This is a genomic window from Streptomyces sp. NBC_00513 (assembly GCF_041431415.1).
GTDB lineage: Bacteria > Actinomycetota > Actinomycetes > Streptomycetales > Streptomycetaceae > Streptomyces.
This window is the reverse complement of sequence record NZ_CP107845.1, coordinates 8229043-8244788: the sequence shown is the minus strand read 5'-3', so window position 1 is coordinate 8244788 and position 15746 is coordinate 8229043. Positions and strand designations below refer to the sequence as shown.

Annotated in this window: 17 protein-coding genes and 1 pseudogene; 11 read left to right on the top strand and 7 right to left on the bottom strand. The window is 69.1% G+C overall.

Features of this window, described 5'->3' with window-relative positions:
- The first annotated feature begins 281 nt into the window (after positions 1-281).
- From OHA84_RS36915 to OHA84_RS36885, 7 genes are all read left to right on the top strand, one after another.
- Positions 282-1406, top strand: a complete 1125-nt coding sequence (locus OHA84_RS36915) for a 3-dehydroquinate synthase (RefSeq protein WP_266975940.1) — start codon at positions 282-284, stop codon at positions 1404-1406.
- Positions 1403-2317, top strand: a complete 915-nt coding sequence (locus OHA84_RS36910) for a hypothetical protein (RefSeq protein ID WP_266975942.1) — start codon at positions 1403-1405, stop codon at positions 2315-2317. Before OHA84_RS36915 ends, OHA84_RS36910 begins: the two co-directional genes overlap by 4 nt.
- Positions 2314-2859, top strand: a complete 546-nt coding sequence (locus tag OHA84_RS36905; RefSeq protein WP_266975944.1) for a flavoprotein — start codon at positions 2314-2316, stop codon at positions 2857-2859. Before OHA84_RS36910 ends, OHA84_RS36905 begins: the two co-directional genes overlap by 4 nt.
- A gap of 60 nt (positions 2860-2919) precedes the next feature.
- The gene (locus tag OHA84_RS36900; protein WP_266975946.1) at positions 2920-3471 is read left to right on the top strand and encodes a uridine kinase; all 552 of its coding nucleotides are present in this window, start codon (positions 2920-2922) and stop codon (positions 3469-3471) included.
- Between the two features lie 549 nt (positions 3472-4020).
- Entirely contained in the window at positions 4021-4356 is a 336-nt protein-coding gene (locus OHA84_RS36895; protein ID WP_266975948.1) for an inositol monophosphatase family protein, read from the top strand.
- Positions 4353-4796: an inositol monophosphatase family protein gene (locus tag OHA84_RS36890; protein ID WP_266975950.1), complete on the top strand. Its 444-nt coding sequence runs from the start codon at positions 4353-4355 to the stop codon at positions 4794-4796. The genes OHA84_RS36895 and OHA84_RS36890 overlap by 4 nt, the downstream gene beginning before the upstream one ends.
- Before the next feature lie 116 nt (positions 4797-4912).
- Positions 4913-5182 (top strand): hypothetical protein, encoded by a 270-nt coding sequence (locus tag OHA84_RS36885; protein ID WP_266975952.1) that lies wholly within the window; start codon positions 4913-4915, stop codon positions 5180-5182.
- A 484-nt stretch (positions 5183-5666) separates the two neighbouring features.
- On the opposite strand, the gene OHA84_RS36880 is transcribed toward OHA84_RS36885, so the two are convergent.
- Positions 5667-6128: a lamin tail domain-containing protein gene (locus OHA84_RS36880; RefSeq protein ID WP_266975954.1), complete on the bottom strand. Its 462-nt coding sequence runs from the start codon at positions 6126-6128 to the stop codon at positions 5667-5669.
- An 853-nt stretch (positions 6129-6981) separates the two neighbouring features.
- Positions 6982-7917 carry a nitrilase-related carbon-nitrogen hydrolase gene (locus OHA84_RS36875; protein WP_266975956.1) on the bottom strand — a complete coding sequence of 312 codons (936 nt, stop codon included), beginning with the start codon at positions 7915-7917 and terminating at the stop codon, positions 6982-6984.
- Between the two features lie 627 nt (positions 7918-8544).
- Here OHA84_RS36875 and OHA84_RS36870 point away from each other — a divergent pair.
- The gene (locus OHA84_RS36870) at positions 8545-8754 is read left to right on the top strand and encodes a hypothetical protein (RefSeq protein WP_266975957.1); all 210 of its coding nucleotides are present in this window, start codon (positions 8545-8547) and stop codon (positions 8752-8754) included.
- Between the two features lie 407 nt (positions 8755-9161).
- Here the strand turns inward: OHA84_RS36870 and OHA84_RS36865 are convergent, their stop codons facing one another.
- The 3 genes and pseudogenes from OHA84_RS36865 to OHA84_RS36855 all read right to left on the bottom strand — a co-directional run bounded on the left by OHA84_RS36865 (position 9162) and on the right by OHA84_RS36855 (position 10599).
- Positions 9162-9488 (bottom strand): PRC-barrel domain containing protein, encoded by a 327-nt coding sequence (locus tag OHA84_RS36865; protein ID WP_266975959.1) that lies wholly within the window; start codon positions 9486-9488, stop codon positions 9162-9164.
- Between the two features lie 407 nt (positions 9489-9895).
- Positions 9896-10057, bottom strand: a pseudogene (locus OHA84_RS36860) (cold-shock protein).
- A 65-nt stretch (positions 10058-10122) separates the two neighbouring features.
- A complete protein-coding gene (locus OHA84_RS36855) occupies positions 10123-10599 on the bottom strand; it encodes a ricin-type beta-trefoil lectin domain protein (protein WP_266975961.1) in 477 nt (158 codons plus the stop codon).
- Positions 10600-10865: 266 nt separating this feature from the next.
- Between OHA84_RS36855 and OHA84_RS36850 the strand changes: the two genes are divergently transcribed.
- Positions 10866-11123, top strand: coding sequence for a hypothetical protein (locus OHA84_RS36850; RefSeq protein ID WP_266975963.1), 258 nt, complete (start codon positions 10866-10868; stop codon positions 11121-11123).
- An 89-nt stretch (positions 11124-11212) separates the two neighbouring features.
- Here the strand turns inward: OHA84_RS36850 and OHA84_RS36845 are convergent, their stop codons facing one another.
- A complete protein-coding gene (locus OHA84_RS36845) occupies positions 11213-11284 on the bottom strand; it encodes an excalibur calcium-binding domain-containing protein (RefSeq protein WP_353962540.1) in 72 nt (23 codons plus the stop codon).
- Between the two features lie 29 nt (positions 11285-11313).
- Positions 11314-12600, bottom strand: coding sequence for an IS256 family transposase (locus OHA84_RS36840; RefSeq protein ID WP_266975965.1), 1287 nt, complete (start codon positions 12598-12600; stop codon positions 11314-11316).
- Positions 12601-12918: 318 nt separating this feature from the next.
- On the opposite strand from OHA84_RS36840, the gene OHA84_RS36835 reads away from it, so the two are divergent.
- Both OHA84_RS36835 and OHA84_RS36830 read left to right on the top strand, forming a co-directional pair.
- Positions 12919-13560 (top strand): HAD family hydrolase, encoded by a 642-nt coding sequence (locus tag OHA84_RS36835; protein WP_266975967.1) that lies wholly within the window; start codon positions 12919-12921, stop codon positions 13558-13560.
- Positions 13561-13598: 38 nt separating this feature from the next.
- Positions 13599-14768 (top strand): helix-turn-helix domain-containing protein, encoded by a 1170-nt coding sequence (locus OHA84_RS36830; protein WP_266975969.1) that lies wholly within the window; start codon positions 13599-13601, stop codon positions 14766-14768.
- The last annotated feature ends 978 nt before the right edge of the window (positions 14769-15746 follow it).

Sequence of the window (15746 nt, the reverse complement as noted above, 5' to 3'; positions counted from 1 at the left end):
CACGGACTACGGACGCGCCGGCCCAGCGAGGTCGGTGCGGGGCCACCACCCCAGCGACGGAAGGAGGCGCGAGGACGGTCCTTGTGGAGCCCGTTCACCGCACGAGATGCGTGAGGAGGTACATCCATGAACGCGAAGCCGATCAAGAAGGCGATCAAGAAGGCGACCGTCTCGGGTCGCCCCTGCTGATCCGCTGCCGTGCCGGCTCCCGCTCCTCCACCAGGGGGCGGGGCCGGTGACATCGGAGTTTCGTCAGCCCACAACATCCGGAAGGGACACACATGGTCATCCCTCAGGCCCGGGCGGAAGGCATTCGTGTCACGCCCCGCGGCGACGGTCTGACCGCGCACGTCACGCGGCAGGACACCACGCACATTCAGGTCAGCGACAGCGGCTTCGTGAGCACGGTCGCCCAGCTGGCCCGCCGGGGAGACTTCATTCTTCTCGACGGGGGCGTACACGAGGCCTGGGCGGGCGCCTTGGAGCCGGCCCTGACCCCGGGGCGCTTCCTGGTGGTTCCGCCCGGCGAGGCAGGCAAGAGCCTGGCCCGGGCCGAGCGGATCATCACCGCTCTCCACGAGGCCGGAGTCGACAGACGGACCACGCTGACCGCCGTCGGAGGCGGAGTGCTCTGTGACCTCTCCGGCCTGGTCGCGGCCCTCTACTTCCGGGGTGTGCGTGCCGTCTACGTACCCACCACCCTGCTGGCGATGATCGACGCCGCGATCGGTGGCAAGACGGGCGTCAACCATCCCCGCCAGAAGAATCTCATCGGAGTCTTCTCGCATCCTGCCGAGGTCCACATCCGTCTGGACTCGCTGGCCACACTGCCCCTGCCTCAGCTGACGGCCGCCTACGGCGAGGCGCTCAAGATCGCCATCGTCGACGACCCGGATCTCTTCGAGCTGCTGGCTGGACCGCGGGGCAACCAGCCCGTCACCCCTGTCCTGCGGACAATCGTGCGGCGGTGCGTAGCCCGAAAGCTGCAACTGCTCGGCTCGAACGCCTTCGAGCGCGACCTGGAGCGCTCTCTCAACCTCGGGCACACCGTTGCCCACCCCCTGGAGGACATCACCGCCTTCCGGATCTCCCACGGAGCGGCGGTCGGCATCGGTATCGCCGTGGCCTCGCACATCTCTCACGCCCGCGGGCTGCTCACCACGACGGACTTCCAGCGGATCCTGAACGCGATGGACCACCTCGGCCTACCCGTCATGGACCGGGACTTCGACGAGCAGCGCCTGGCGGACCGAGTCCGCGACCTCACCCTCCAACGGGGAGGAATCTCCCTGCACTACGTCCTGCCCACGGCCATCGGCAAGGTCGCCTTCACCGACAGTGTCGCCACCACCGAGCTCTTGGCCGCCGTGACCGGCCTGCGCACCCGTCAGAGAGGATCCCTGTGACCACCACCGAGCAGTGCATCGACCACCTCATCAAGCGAGTTCCGGGCGTTCACGCCATCGCGCTGTGCGGATCGCACCGACAGGGCATCGCCGACGACTTCTCCGACCGCGACGTGTGGTCCCTCTGTGACAACCGCCAGCCGATCAGCGACCATCTCGCGGTCACCGAGTTCCTCCCCACCGGAACCCGACACGAGATCCTCTTCGAGGGCCGAGACGACACCCTGACCGACCACACGGTCCTCAACGTCCTCACGGACACCGAGATCCTCAACCTCAAGTTCCTGCACGTCAGCGTCCTGACCGACTTCTGCAGGCAACCCGTGTCCCTCGATCCTCAGTACCTGGAGGACCTGGAGAACTTCACCAGCATGCGGCGCCTCCATGATCCCGCCGGCCTCATCGCCCGCCATCAGCGCCGGCTGACCCGGCACGCCCGCAACATCGCCGACCCACTGCTGACCCAGATCCTCAGCCGGTACGGCTCCACCTATTGGCGCTCCGTCTACCAAGGCGTCCTGCGCACCGAGGAACACGCCTGGCGGCATCTGGCGACGCACCTGATCGAGCTCTTGGCCTGGGCCGCATTCATCGAATCCGGCGAGCTCCCGCCGCCGCGCAAGTGGCTCTTCTCGCCCCGCCTGCTCCACAGTCGGCCACAGGGTCCGGCCCTCAGCGCCCTCCTCGACCAGGTTCAGCACGTGCGGGCCACCGAGACGGACACGGTGCTCGACTTCTATCGCAGCCTCGCCGAGACCGAGGACGCGGTATTCACCGATACGCAGCAGACCATGGGCATGTGGTGGCGTGCCGTGTTCAGCCAGCGCCTGCCCAACCTCGCCCGTCACCTCGACCGCGACGACCTGAACGCGTACGTCGCCAGAGCACCCCGACCCCGGAGTACTCGATGAGCCACAGGGCCAAACATCTCCTGCTCGGCATCAGCGGATCCAGCGCGGCAACGGCCACACCGGAACTCGTCGCGGAAGCCGCCGACCACGCCGACCGCATCACCGTCGTCGCGACACCCACCGCGGCCGGCCTGTTTCTTGCCGACGGCCTCCCCTTTCCGCTCTTCACGGATGAACTCTGGAAGGCCGAGACCGAGAACCCCCTGCACGTAAGGCTCTTGGAGGAAGTCGACTGGTTCGTCGTGGCACCCGCCACGGCGACGACCCTCGCCCGGGTGGCCACCGGAGCCGCCGACACCCTCCTCGCCGCGCTCATCCTGGCTCACGGCCCCGGAATCTATTTCCAGCCCTCCATGAACCTGCGCATGTGGAACAACCCGGCCACCCGGCGGAACATCGCCTCACTCACGGCGGACGGCCACCACATTCTGCCCACCGAACCCACCGAATCCCTCACCAGCGACGAACCGACCGCGGTGGGCGCCATTCCCGGAACGGTCCTCTCCGCGGCGGCCTCGCACCGCGGCCGCCACGCCATGTAGCGCGACCGCACACGTACTAGGCTCTCTGCCTCGACTCCATCACGGATAGAGGCACAGCACGTGAACGAGCACCCCTCGCCCCCCGTTCTGCTCATCGGCGGCGGCGCCGGCTCCGGCAAGACCGCCCTTGCCCGCGCCCTCGCCGAGAACATTCCCGGCGCCGGCCTGATCCACCTCGACCTCTGCTACCACAACGACCCGAATCTGGCACCAAGCGTTCCTCGCTTCGATGGCCCGGGCCGGGTGGTCGACTTCAGTAACCCCGCAGCTCTCGACCTCGCGCGGATCCGCACCGCCCTCGACCACCAGTCTGATGCGGCATTGATCATCGTGGAGGGGATCTTCGCTCTCACCCTTCCCGAACTCACCCCGCCGGCCACGTGGACCGTGTACGTCGACACACCGGCTGACATTCGAATCGTCCGCAAAACCCTCCGCAAGCTCGAAGAGGGCAGAGACGTGAAACCCGGGCTGCTGGGCTATCTCGCCAGCGCCAGATCCTACGCGCGTCATGTCCGACCCACACGCGACATGGCGCAACTCGTCCTCGACGGAACCCTCCCCCTGCCCGACCTCGTCGCACAGGTGGAGAAGCACCTCTCCGGAAACTGAGGCACTCTCGTCTCTGACCCGTTGATCGCCGCCGACTTCCAAGCCAGAACAGCGGCGGTAATGAAGCTCGGTCCACGCGAGAGGGCCCCGGCCGGCCACGCGGATCCGGTGACGTCCGGTGTCGTCCAGGGTGATCATTCTCCGAGGGGATGAGGGGGGCTCCAGGCGATGCGCTGACGCCTGCGCCTGGTTGTCGGTGCGCTGTTGGCGTGGACGTCCGCAATGACGGCTTGTTCGGGGGAGCCTGATCAAGTCGGTGCGGTTCCGTCGGCGGTGAACAACCCGGCTTCATGGGACCCCGCAGCCGTCCCCCAGTCCGGTCAGATGACTGTGTGAGAGACTAAGACAGGCCGGCCGTCTGAGGAGCCCTGGCCAACCTGACCGCCGAGACCGCCCTTACCCGACCCGCTCCGAGCGGAGCCCTCACCGCATGAGCCCCGAACTCCCGGCGCTGCTCGACCTCGCCCGCTCGGTCACCGAACGGGCGAGATCGAGCAGCAGCTCCGCGACCTCACCCCGGACCTGATCACCGCCAAGGGCGACCGCGACATGGTCACCAACGTCGACCTCGCCACCGAACACGAGGCCCGGGCAACCCTCCTGAACGCGGCCCCCGGCATCGGCTTCGTCGGCGAAGAAGAGGGCGGAGACGCCGACGCCGACACCTACTGGATCATCGACCCGGTCGACGGCACCGCCAACTTCATCCGCGGCCTGCCGCTGTGCGGGATCTCCCTCGCGCTCGTCCACCACGGCGTGCCCGTCCTCGGCGTGATCCACCTGCCCCTGATCGGCCGCCGCTACTGGGCCGCCCAGGGCATGAGCGCGTACCGGACGGCCGACGCATCCACGCCGCCAACACCAGCACGCTGCCCGAGGCGATGATCGCCGTCGGCGACTACGGGACCGGCCTCGACGGCCCCGAGCGCAACCGCGTCGCCCTCGCCACCCACGCGCACCTCGCCGAACAGGCACAGCGCGTGCGCATGCTCGGGTCCGCCGCCGTGGATCTGGCCCTCGTCGCCGACGGCACCCTCGACGCCACCATCACCCTGGGCAACCACGACTGGGACATGGCCGCGGGCGTCGTCCTCGCCCGCGAGGCCGGCGCCATCGTCATGGACACCGACGGCAGCCCGCACACCCCCGCCTCGCTCACCACCATCGCGACGACGCCCGGCCTACGCGACGCCCTCCTGGACATCCTGAAGACCACCACCACAGGCACCCCATGGGCGGCCACAGCGGCTGAGTCTGGGCGCCCGGGGCCAGGCAGGGCAAATGGGGGCGCAGGCGTCGAAACCCGCTCCGGCATTCTTGGATGAAACGCCGGTATGAAGCGACCTCCTAGGCCGTCTGGCGCAGGCTGGATGCGCATGCATCCGGCATCGGTTCGGCTTGAGTGAGCGCCTCCTCCGGTGGGGCGCGCTCAGGAGGAACCATGCGCAACACCATCCGCGGAGCCATCCTCGCGACCGGCACTCTGGTCGCGCTCTCCGGCCTGATCACGGCCACAGCAGCCGCACCCCTGACCCCCTGCGTTCCGAACAGCCAGCCGACGGCGCGCGGATTCTGCCTGCCCCTCAGCCGCCTCGGAGACCTCGCCGAAGGCTTCCTTCTGTCCAGGTCACCCAATTGCGCCGCCGAAGAATTCTGCGCCTTCTTGCCGCCGCTGCGAAGTCCAGCCCTGTCTGCCGTCCGCAACGACTGATCAAGCCCTCACCCACGCGGACACGCTGTCGGGCCGTCCGAAATGTACTCGGTGTCTCAGCCCGTGCAGACCGGCAGTTGACCAGCTCCCGGGCGCGGGGTCGCTGGCGCAGCCACCACATGCCGTCCCGCGCACCCTGGCCGAACGCGCAACGGGGAGGCCCGTCCTTGCAGAGGCGAGCGTGCTCGGACTCCGGCGGCGCACCACGCCGCCCCACAGGGTCTCGGTCCCCGACCCCGGTGCGACGATCTGGCAACTGGGGGCGTACGCGCGGCCAGACCGGAAGGTTGACCGGCGACCGATCAGCGCTGACGTCCAGGAAATGTCGCCCGCCGTGTCACGGAACCGGGGCCCTCGGCATCGGGTCGTGCCGGGAGCGTGGAGCGCCCTGCCACGCTTGTCGACCGGCCCGGGACATGATCGTGTGCCGGGCTGCTGGCGGGCTGCCCGGCGCACGATCATCACAGGTTCGGCTGCCACCCATTCACGGGCGGCGGCCCCAGGACTCGGTGTCGACGGTGCGGCCGCGATCGTCGCGCAGGGTGGCGGTGTCACCGCGGTTGCCCCAGATGTACTCGCGCTTGCCCTGGAAGACGTCGGTGCGGGAGTCGCGGCCGGTCCCGGTGTGGACGCGGATCGTGCCGCGACCGGCGATGCGGATGTCGTGGAAGCGGTAGCGGTTCCCGTCCGCGTCACGCAGAGTCCAGCCGCGGAGGTTCACGGGCTGGCGGGTGGTGTTGCGGATCTCCACCCACTCGTTGTTCAGGGAGCGGTTGGAGTGGTCGTCACGTCCGGGGCTGTCGGCCTGGACACGGGAGATCTCCACCCGCGGGTGCCGGTCGTGACCCCGGTCCGCCGCGATGGCGGGGAGCGCGGCGGCGGACACGATCGCGCCGGCGGCCAGGACAGTGGCGCCGATGCGGCGGGTGGTCGAGGAAACAGACATCTGTTGGCCCCTCAAGGACTGTGTTTCACCCGCCGATACGAACCACGTACCGGATGCGGGTGCCCGGCCCGTGGTGGGTCGAGGACTCAAACTCTCGACCCGACACGTGGCCGGCCACAGCCCCTGACGAGGCCGGTTACCGACCCCGGACATTCCCGTCACACACGCTTGGGCACTACACGCAGCCCGCGTGAGCGTGACCCTGACATTCACTGACCGCTACACCACCCAGAGCGCGCACGGCCCAGTCGATCATCGCGCCCGGTAGTGCGTTCCGGGCGCGCTCGTCCACCCGTCACTCAACCGGAGCAACAAGTTCCGTAACGGTCGTCCTGCACGGTTCTTCGTACGGACATGCGGAAACCGCAGATCGGAGCGAATTCGTCCACCTGCTTTGGTGCCCACCTCGCCGACTCGGCGGTTGGCCGGCCCGATACACGCGGGTGTGCGCGGCTCGACCGGTGAGCGACTCTGAAGGCGACAGGCCCTGTGCTGCGACCGGGGCGGCGCTGGACGACGTGGTGCCCGGGGTGACCGTGCACCAGTGAGGGCGTCGGCCAGAGGCCGGCTACACAGTGCCGGGACAGGGAGCGGCCGAGCGGCGAGCAGCGCGAGCGCTTGGCCGACCTCGGCATCGTCGGGGCGTGACCGTGGTCGACTGACTGTTGAACCAGCGGGGCGGCGAAGTGCATCGCCAGGTTCTGGGCGATATCGCGTGGGGCCTGGTGCCCAGCGCCGCCGCTGTGGAGGGATGGTGACCACTTGGTTCTCCCCACTGGCGGTCAGTCGGCGGGGAGATGTTTGGCCATGGATGGTTACGCTGTGTGTATCACCAGGGGGTCGGCTTGCCTTCTCAGTGGGCGGGGCGCAGGAGCGGGTTGAGGGCGAGGCGGTTGTCGGTGGTGTGGTGTCCTTCGGGGCTGAAGGGCGGGATGGTCGCGGGCAGGCAGTCGGCGATCAGGAGGCAGTCGTGGTGGCGGTCTTCGGCGGTGGCGGCTACCAGGGGTTCGCCGTCGGGTCCCCAGATGCCGGAGTTTCCCTGGTACTGCCAGGCGCCGGCGGGGACTTGTTCCCAGCCGCGGCGGTTGGCGTAGGCGACGAACAGACGCCAGATGCTGGCCATGGCGGGGAGGATGTGGCGGGTGGCGTCCTGGTAGGGAACCCGGCTCATGGTGCCGTCGGCCAGTCGGAAGTGGCCGTCGGCGGCGGTGGGGCCCAGCACGATCTGCGCGCCGTGCTCGGCGAGGTACTGGTAGAGCGGCGGGAACTCGCACTCGTAGCAGTTCAGTACGCCTACCGTGATGCCGTTGATCGTGACGAGGGGCGGCAGTTCCTGGCCGAAGGAGTAGTTGCGTCGTTCGGCAGCCCCGTACAAGTGGGTCTTGCGGTAGTTGGCAGCCACCTGTCCATCGGCGGAGATCACGCTGATGGAGTCGTAGAAGTCGCTTCCGTCGCGTTCGGGGTAGGGCAGGACCACGGCCAGGCCGTTCTCCTTGGCGGCCAGGCGGACCCGGTCGATCGAGGGGCCCTCGCGGTGTTCTGCCAGTTCCCGGCACTGGCCGGGGTCGATGGCGTAGCCGGTGGTGTACTTCTCCGGAAACACCACCACCTGGCAGTCGTAGGCCGCGGCCAGTGCGGTGACCTCGGCCAGCCGGTCCAGGTTCTGCTGGACTGCCTCTCGGCTGCCGACCGGCCCCTGGCCCTGGTACAGCGCCACCCGCAGACCCTCGCCGACAGCGGGCGCGTCACGGCGTGTGGAGCGGAACACGATACGAATGGGCTGCGTCATCGGCGAGTGCTCTTTCCATGATTGGCGGTCCCCACGACCGCCGCATGAGAAGAAACGAATCACTACCGCGTCGGACACCATGATCACATCGATGGCGGTGCCGACTCGGCCCCACCACATGGCTATCGAGCCTCGCCTCTGCGCCGGCCGTACTCGGGGTATTCCGGGTGGCCGCTGTCAGTGGAGCCCTGCTGTCAGGCTCTGCTCCTTCCTTGTGCGACTTCCTTCTGCGTCGCGGACTCATGCCCTCCACAGCCTGCGTCAAGAGCGCCGACGAACATCCAGTCGTCCATTCGGATCACGCGCCAGGTGGGCAGCATGGCGAACTGGTGGAGGTCAGGCGGACCCACGACGGCGCCGGCACGAGTGGCCGCCCGGAATACCGCGCCGGGCGTGCGCGTCATCTCGCGGCCGGGCGGGAACGATTCCGCAGTGACGCCGACATCCGAAGAACCCCAGGCCACCCAGGGACAGCGGCCGCCCGAGGGCGGGTGTTGCCCGTGGCACGAGGGGCCGGCGTATCCGAACTCCTCGCCTGTCGGGGCATGCCCAACTCAGCCCGCCCCTGCGACCTCTGTGACGGACTGCCGCGACCGACAACCCTGACACCCGTGGGAGGGTGACCCCGTGACCACGACGACGCTGCAATGCGCGGACACCCCCCTGCCCCCGGCCCAGGGCCTGCCCTGGGCGGTCGGTGTGGGCCGGGCCTGCTTCGCCTGCGGCAGGAAACTCACCGCCGGCGCCGTCTCCCGCGGAAAGATCCCTAGCCGGCAAGGAGTCCACAACACCGACATCGAGGTATGGGCCTGCCCCAGGAGAAGGCCCACCGCGTGAACACGCGCGCCGATCGACCCGCCGGTGAAAAGGACGATCGGCCACCCGCCTGCAGACGGTGTGGAGCCCGGGCCCTTGCGATAGGTGGCCCCGAAGGCGGAGTCACCGTGCACGAGAGGACCTGCCCCAACCGACGCGAAGGCGAACCAGCAGCCCGCCCACCCCACACCACCTGACAAGTCCGGCCTGCCCCACCTGGGGTGGCCTGCCGGACCGGCGGGCCCAACCATGGTGCGCCGCTCCGTCAGCCCGGGGTACGCGCCGATACGCGGGAGCACCACCGGGGTGTGGTGCCCGGGGTCGGAACGGACACCACGCGAGTGATCCGATCTCAGATCACGTGAGAGCCAGAAATTCGCCCCCCTGCCGCCCATGCACAGGCCTGCTGGAAGCCGACTGCGCTCGTGTCACAGGGAGAGGTAGTAGTTGCCGACCGCAGACAGATAGCGGTGGTCGGCTGTATCGCTGTCAGTGGCGAACCGCGGAGCGGCTTTGATCTGCTCGCGGCTCGGTGCGACCTTCACCGTCTGCGTTTCGGTGTCGATGACGGTGACGGCACCCGCCGGGATCAGCACGCTCCGGCCGAACACCCACACGCCGGTATCGACCACCAGATGTTGCCTGCCGGGCTGATCCTGCTGACGGTCCACGTGCCCGATGACGCCATCAGCGGCCTCCACGGTGAAACCCACCAAAGACTGCCGCGACATATATCCGCTGTCCTGCGCGTACATCCACACACTGCCCACAGCTCCGCCCCCTCCCCCTCGACACCCAGGCCCCAGGCCCCAGGCCCTCGGATCGTATCGACCCTCCTCATTCCCCGGCATGCTCCGGACATTCGAGGGACACATCCACTGACGCCCGCGTTCGATGAGCTCCAGCCGGAACACGACCGAGGGAGTCCGTACGCGCGCCGCTCATCGCGGCCGGCGGCCTCGCAGTTGTCCCGCCGCAGAGTGCCGGCGCGCACGCTGCCCCGGCGAAGGCCGCGGCGAGCCAGCCTCGACGCGGATCAGGGCCGCGCAGCGTCCGCCGCGCGGCCCTGATCCGGTACACCTCGGACCCTGCCGCACCGCGGGGATGAGCTCCCCAGCCGAAACTGTGGGCGCCCGTACGGTCCGAGACAGGATGGGGTGGGTCAGGCCGGGTTGATGTTCTCGGCCTGGGAGCCCTTCTGGCCCTGGGTCACGTCGAACGTGACGACCTGGCCCTCCAGGAGCTCGCGGAAGCCCGAGGAGCTGATCGCCTAGTAGTGAGCGAAGACGTCCGGGCCGCCGCCGTCCTCAGCAAGAAGGAGCACCTGACGGAGGCATTCGAGAGAGTCAAGGCCTGCGACTGTGGCGAAGCCCGGCCGCGCGGTGCGGGTCAGGCGGCTGCGAGGCTGATCTGGTCCTTGAAGATCACCCAGCGCTGGCCCTGGTCCTTCACGTCGCACGGCTTGGTCGAGACGTTCGGGGTGCTCCAGGCATTGGCGAAGCAATAGGCCGGCGCGTAGGAGAGGGCGATCTGCTGACCCGCAACATTCCAGTACTGTCCCTGGTCTTTCGGGTTGCACGGCTTCACCGAGACGTCCGCGGCGTTCCAGGTGTTGGCGAGGCAGTAGGCCGGGGCGTTGGTCAGGAAGATCTGGTGGCCCGCAAGGGTCCAGTGCTGGCCTTGGTCCTTCGGGTCGCACGGCTTCGTGGAGACGTTCGGGGTGTTCCAGGCATTCGCCAGGCAGTAGAGCCCGGGCGCACGCAGAGCCGGGACGGCGGCGGCGGCCTGCGTCCCGGCGGCCGGCAGGAGGGAAGCGGTCAGTGCCAGCGTCGTGAGAGCGAGCGTCTTGCGAAGGGCGATTGCCATGAGGGCGAAATCCGTTCGGGCTGAGAAATGGGATTCACGCCCGAACGCGACATGGATTGCCATCTCGGTTCCGAACGCAAGGTAATTGGTAGCAGCAAACAAGAGTTGGCCAACGGTTTCTGCGCAGCATCTTCATCCCTTAGAGCCGATATGTGCGACAACCCGACAGACCCCCGAGAGAGTCGTCAGGGAGTACGCCCAGACACCTCGGTGCCGGGAGGGTGTCTGGCGGAGTACTCGGAGGCACGGATAGCGAGGTCACGGGCATGCCCCGGGGATACGGTGGCGCCATCACCTCGGGAAAGGGCACGGCCATGCTGGAATCCCTGATCCGCACCCTGCCGTGCCACGTCTACAGAGCCGGCGAGGGGAGCGGCGGCGTACGAACCCTGAGCGCCGCGGGAGACCACCTGACGGTGACCTGGCACACCCGCAACTGCCCCCACCACGTTGCCGACTCCTGCTCGCCTCCCACTCCCGCCACCACACCGGCTGAACCAGGGCGCAGCACCCGGCAGGCGTGAGTCGCCGACCGGGCCCGTGTTGCTGTGCACATCCAGCCCGGCGAGGTTGTCCTCGAGGAGGTGCTCGGCCATCCGTCGCCGTCCCCGGGTTACTCGCAGGCGATGCCGTCGCCATCACGGTCGAGGTGTGATCCGTACCCCGCATCGCCAGGGTCTGTCAAACGAGCGGTGTAACTCGGGTTGTTGAGGGTTACTGACGTGCTGCGGAGAGCCGGCCGTCGAAGGTGATGTCGAAGGCGTTCAGTGCGGTCTTCCAGCGCATGGTCCAGCGGGCCTGGCCCTTGCCGGTGGGGTCCAGGGACATGATTGCCATGTAGACGCACTTCAGGGCGGCCTGCTCGTTGGGGAAGTGACCGCGGGCCTTGACCGCCCGGCGGATCCGGGCGTTCACGGACTCGATGGCGTTGGTCGTGCAGACGATGCGGCGGATCTCGGTGTCGAAGCAGAGGAACGGGGTGAACTCTTCCCACGCGTTCTCCCAGAGCCGCACGATCGCCGGATACTTCTTGCCCCAGGTGTCGGCGAACTCGGCGAACCGGTCGAGTGCGGCTTCCTCGGTCGCCGCGGTGTAGACGGGCTTGAGAAGCTTGGCGATCTTGTCCCAGTCCTGGCGGGCGGCATAGCGGAAGGAGTTCCGCAGCAGGTGGACCACGCAGGTCTGCACGACCGTGCGGGGCCAGACGGTCTCGACCGCGTCGGGCAGGCCCTTTAGCCCGTCGCAGACGAGCATGAGGACGTCGTTCACGCCTCGGTTCTTGACCTCGGTGAGGATGTGCATCCAGTGCTTGGCGCCCTCACCGCCGTCGCCGGCCCACAGCCCGAGGATTTCCCGCCGGCCCTCGGCCGTGACGGCCAGAGCCACATAGATGGGCCGGTTGGCCACCGCACCGTCGCGGACCTTCACGTGGATCGCGTCGATGAAGATCACCGGATAGACGGCGTCCAGGGGCCGGTTCTGCCACTCGGCCATGCCCTCGAGGACCTTGTCAGTGATCGTGGAGATCGTCTGGCGCGACACCTCGGCGCCGTAGACCTCGGCCAGGTGAGCCTGGACCTCACCGGTCGTTAGACCCTTCGCGGCAAGCGAGATGACCATCTCGTCCACGCCGGAAAGACGCTTCTGCCGCTTCTTGACGATCTTCGGCTCGAAGGAACCCTCGCGGTCGCGGGGCACGGCTATCTGAACCGGGCCGACCTCGGTCAGCACGGTCTTGGCCCGGGTGCCGTTGCGTGAGTTGCCGCCGTTCTTCCCAGCGGGATCGTGCTTGTCATAGCCGAGGTGGTCGGTGATCTCGCCCTCGAGAGCGGACTCCAGCAGTCGCTTCGTCAGCTGCTGGAGCAGCCCGCCCTCACCGGTCAGCTGCAGGCCCTCGGCCTGAGCCCGACCCACGAGCTCGTCGATCAGCCGGTCGTCCACGGACTTCGACGGCACCGCCTCAGACGGCTCGACGGTCTCGGTCACGTTGTTGCTGGTCATCGATGCATCTTCCATGATCGGGAGTTACACCGAACGTTTTACAGTCCCCGTCGCGATGCTCGTAGACCGTGACCTGCAGGTCCGGCGGCGGTGGGGCCCGTCGGTGCCCGCTGCGTCGGTGCCGCTTTCCTGGTGTCTCCGCCGGTGTCGACGCACCCTCCGCCGTCGAGTACCAGGCCGTGCGGCAGCTGTCCCGGCGCGGCCGCGACCACGTCAGGGAAGCGGTCTTCGACACCCGTACCGCAGGCATCGCCCCCTCTCACCTTCGGGCGGGAGGGACCCCTGTTGTCAAGTAGGGGGCACCGTAGGGTGGCGGGCATGATTCGGACTGTCGTGCTGGACATCGGCGAGACCTTGACCCGAGACGATCGCTACTGGGCGGCCTGGGCCGACTGGCTCGGCAGCCCACGGCACACCCTGTCCGCCCTTGTCGGCGCCGTCGTCGTCGACGGCCGGGACAACGCGGACGCACTCCGGCTACTCCGCCCGGGCCTTGATGTAGCAGCCGAGTACGTGGCCCGGGAGGCCGCCGGCCGCGGGGAGCAGCTCGACGAGAGCGACCTGTACGAGGATGTTCGCCCGGCGCTGGCCGCGGTGCGGGCTGCCGGGGTGCGGGTCGTCGTCGCGGGTAATCAGTCGCCGAAGGCCGGCCGGCTGTTGCGGTCGCTCGATCTACCTGCGGATGTGGTGGCGGTGTCGGGCGATTGGGGTGTGTCGAAGCCGGCGGCTGCGTTCTTCGAGCGGGTGTTGGAGGTGTCCGGTGCGCCGGCGAACGAGACGCTGTACGTCGGCGACCACCCGGCCAACGACATCCATCCGGCGCGCGCCGCGGGGCTGCGCACGGCGCACCTTCGCCGCGGCCCGTGGGGGCACTGGTGGGCGGATGATCCGGCGGTACGCGCGGCCGCCGATTGGTCGATCGACTCGCTGCACGACCTCGTCGGTATCGTCAACGCGTAGCGTCAGAGGGTCACTTGCCCGGGCGGTACGGTTGTCGTATGGCCGACCACCCGGGGCACCGCATCGCGGCACGGCGCCAGTCCCGCCGCATGACGCAGCGGGATCTCGCTGCCGCCGCACACCTGTCCCTCGGCATGATCCGGCACATCGAGCAGGGCACCCGCGCGCCGAGCGCGTCCGCGTTGGAGTCGATCGCGGCCGCCCTCGGCGTGGACCCGGCCCGCCTCGACCCAGGCTTCGCGGGCACCGCGCACCGAGTGCATGCCATGCTGCCGTCGATCTCCGCTGTCATCGCGGGCTATGACATCCGCCTCGCCCCGCCGGCCCGGCGCCGGGAAGAACTGCGGCGCGAGGTCGGGACCGCGGTGGCGCAGCGGCTGGCCGCCCAGTACGGGCTCATCGCGGGGACCGCGCCCGCCCTGCTCCGCGACACGCTCGGTTTGCTGCACTACTCGGCATGTGAGCAGCGCGAGGACGCTGCCCGGCTCGTGGTGGCTGCGGCCCGCTGCGCGGACGCGGTTGCCTACAAGTACGGGGCGCATGATCTGTCGGCGCGCCTGATCGGCGTCATGCGGTGGGCCGCGGTGGAGGCCGATGACGCGGTGCTCCGGGCGTCGGTGGCGTACACGAGCGCGGAGACGTATCTTGCGGCGCACGCCTACCGGGTCGGGCAGGCGGCGCTGGAGCAGGCGTTGGAGGCGTCCGCGGCGCCGGTGACGTCCGCCGCGGCCGCGGCGCGCGGCGCTTTGTTCATGCGGACCGCGGTCATGGCCGCCCGGGCCGGTGCCGCCGAGGCGGCGTACGCGCATCTGGAGCGGGCCCGGGTGCTCGCGAGCGGCCTCGCCGAGGGCATCTACCTGGGGACCGCGTTCGGCCCGTCGAGTGTCCGGATCCACGAGGTGGCCGTCGCGGTGAGTCTCGGCCAGGACCACATCGGCCGGGCCCTGGATGTCGCCCGCGTCTGGAAGCCGGGCAACGAGGTTCCGGCCGAGCGGCGGTCCGGGTTCTACGTGGAGGTGGGCCGCGCGCAGCTGTGGGCCGGCTGGCCAGACGCCGCGTTCGAGTCGCTGAAGGTGGCCAGGCGGCTGGCGCCGCAGCACGTTCGCGAGCACCCGTGGGCCCGCGAGGACGTCGAGAAGCTCCGCCGGATCAAACGCGCCGACACCGAATCCCTGTCCTCGTTCGCCGAGTGGATCGGCGCCGTCTGAGTCAACCCCCGCCGGTACCACAAACAGTGGTACTTGCATCCCTTCCCGCCGGTCATCCTCTCTCTGTGCCCGCACCAAACGAGCAGATGGGACGGCCCGTGAGTATCCACCCTGTCGTATCCGCCGGCGATGTCCGCATCGCCCGTCTCCCCGGCCACGCCTGCCGGGACTGCGGAGCCGTCAACACCGACCTGGCCCCGGCCGGGGAAGTGACCGTCCGAGGCTTCGCCCGGAGGTCGCCGGTCGTCACGTGCAGCCCGGGCTGTGCCACAGCCGCCGGGGAACCGGCATGACGGGGCGGTGCGACCGTGCGCCGCTCCCGGCGTCGGTGTCGTCGCTGACCCACGACCAGTACCTCGGCCGGGCCTGCGTGTCCTGCGGCCGCCAGCTCACCACCGGCGCCGTACCGCGCGGCATCATCCCAGGCCGGCAAGGCGTCCACTCCCTCGACACCGAGGTGTGGTCCTGCCCCGCCCCTGAGGCAATGCGATAACCGCTCCCTACTCGCGCCCACCCATCACGTGACCGCCCTGCGGGACGACGACGCCCGGCGGCGGTAGCCGCGAAACCATTGTGGAGGCATGTCCGTCAAGCTGAACGTCCACCCGCCCGACCGGCAGGGATGGCGCCGGGTCCGCTACGACGGCGTCGCCATCAGAATCTTCCTCGCCGCCGGCCCGGCAGGCCGGCGGATCTGCATCGACACCGAGCCCGCGCCGATCCAACTTGGCTTGCGCGGCCTGGCCCGCACCGGCCCCCGGGTCACCTTCCTGGTCGACGAGTTCGTTCTGCGGCGGCCCTACGGCGGTGCGAGCGTCACGGCCGGACAACCCACCCCACCTGCAACATCTCGTCGGCTTACGGCCCGGGGTCCTACGTCACCCTCGGAAGGACCTCCCGCCGTCCGGCCGCGGCCCCCACCTCCTGTCTACCGACCTCCCCAGATCACGGCCGCAGCCCGCTCGAACATCCGGAGCT

What these genes read in the sequence shown, in the direction of transcription:
- OHA84_RS36915 (WP_266975940.1), top strand. Translation starts at nt 282, where the DNA reads ATGGTCATCCCTCAGGCCCGGGCGGAAGGCATTCGTGTCACGCCCCGC.
- OHA84_RS36905 (WP_266975944.1), top strand. Translation starts at nt 2,314, where the DNA reads ATGAGCCACAGGGCCAAACATCTCCTGCTCGGCATCAGCGGATCCAGC.
- OHA84_RS36895 (WP_266975948.1), top strand. Translation starts at nt 4,021, where the DNA reads ATGGTCACCAACGTCGACCTCGCCACCGAACACGAGGCCCGGGCAACC.
- OHA84_RS36890 (WP_266975950.1), top strand. Translation starts at nt 4,353, where the DNA reads ATGATCGCCGTCGGCGACTACGGGACCGGCCTCGACGGCCCCGAGCGC.
- OHA84_RS36885 (WP_266975952.1), top strand. Translation starts at nt 4,913, where the DNA reads ATGCGCAACACCATCCGCGGAGCCATCCTCGCGACCGGCACTCTGGTC.
- OHA84_RS36880 (WP_266975954.1), bottom strand. Translation starts at nt 6,128, where the DNA reads ATGTCTGTTTCCTCGACCACCCGCCGCATCGGCGCCACTGTCCTGGCC.
- OHA84_RS36875 (WP_266975956.1), bottom strand. Translation starts at nt 7,917, where the DNA reads ATGACGCAGCCCATTCGTATCGTGTTCCGCTCCACACGCCGTGACGCG.
- OHA84_RS36865 (WP_266975959.1), bottom strand. Translation starts at nt 9,488, where the DNA reads ATGTACGCGCAGGACAGCGGATATATGTCGCGGCAGTCTTTGGTGGGT.
- OHA84_RS36855 (WP_266975961.1), bottom strand. Translation starts at nt 10,599, where the DNA reads ATGGCAATCGCCCTTCGCAAGACGCTCGCTCTCACGACGCTGGCACTG.
- OHA84_RS36850 (WP_266975963.1), top strand. Translation starts at nt 10,866, where the DNA reads ATGCCCCGGGGATACGGTGGCGCCATCACCTCGGGAAAGGGCACGGCC.
- OHA84_RS36840 (WP_266975965.1), bottom strand. Translation starts at nt 12,600, where the DNA reads ATGACCAGCAACAACGTGACCGAGACCGTCGAGCCGTCTGAGGCGGTG.
- OHA84_RS36835 (WP_266975967.1), top strand. Translation starts at nt 12,919, where the DNA reads ATGATTCGGACTGTCGTGCTGGACATCGGCGAGACCTTGACCCGAGAC.
- OHA84_RS36830 (WP_266975969.1), top strand. Translation starts at nt 13,599, where the DNA reads ATGGCCGACCACCCGGGGCACCGCATCGCGGCACGGCGCCAGTCCCGC.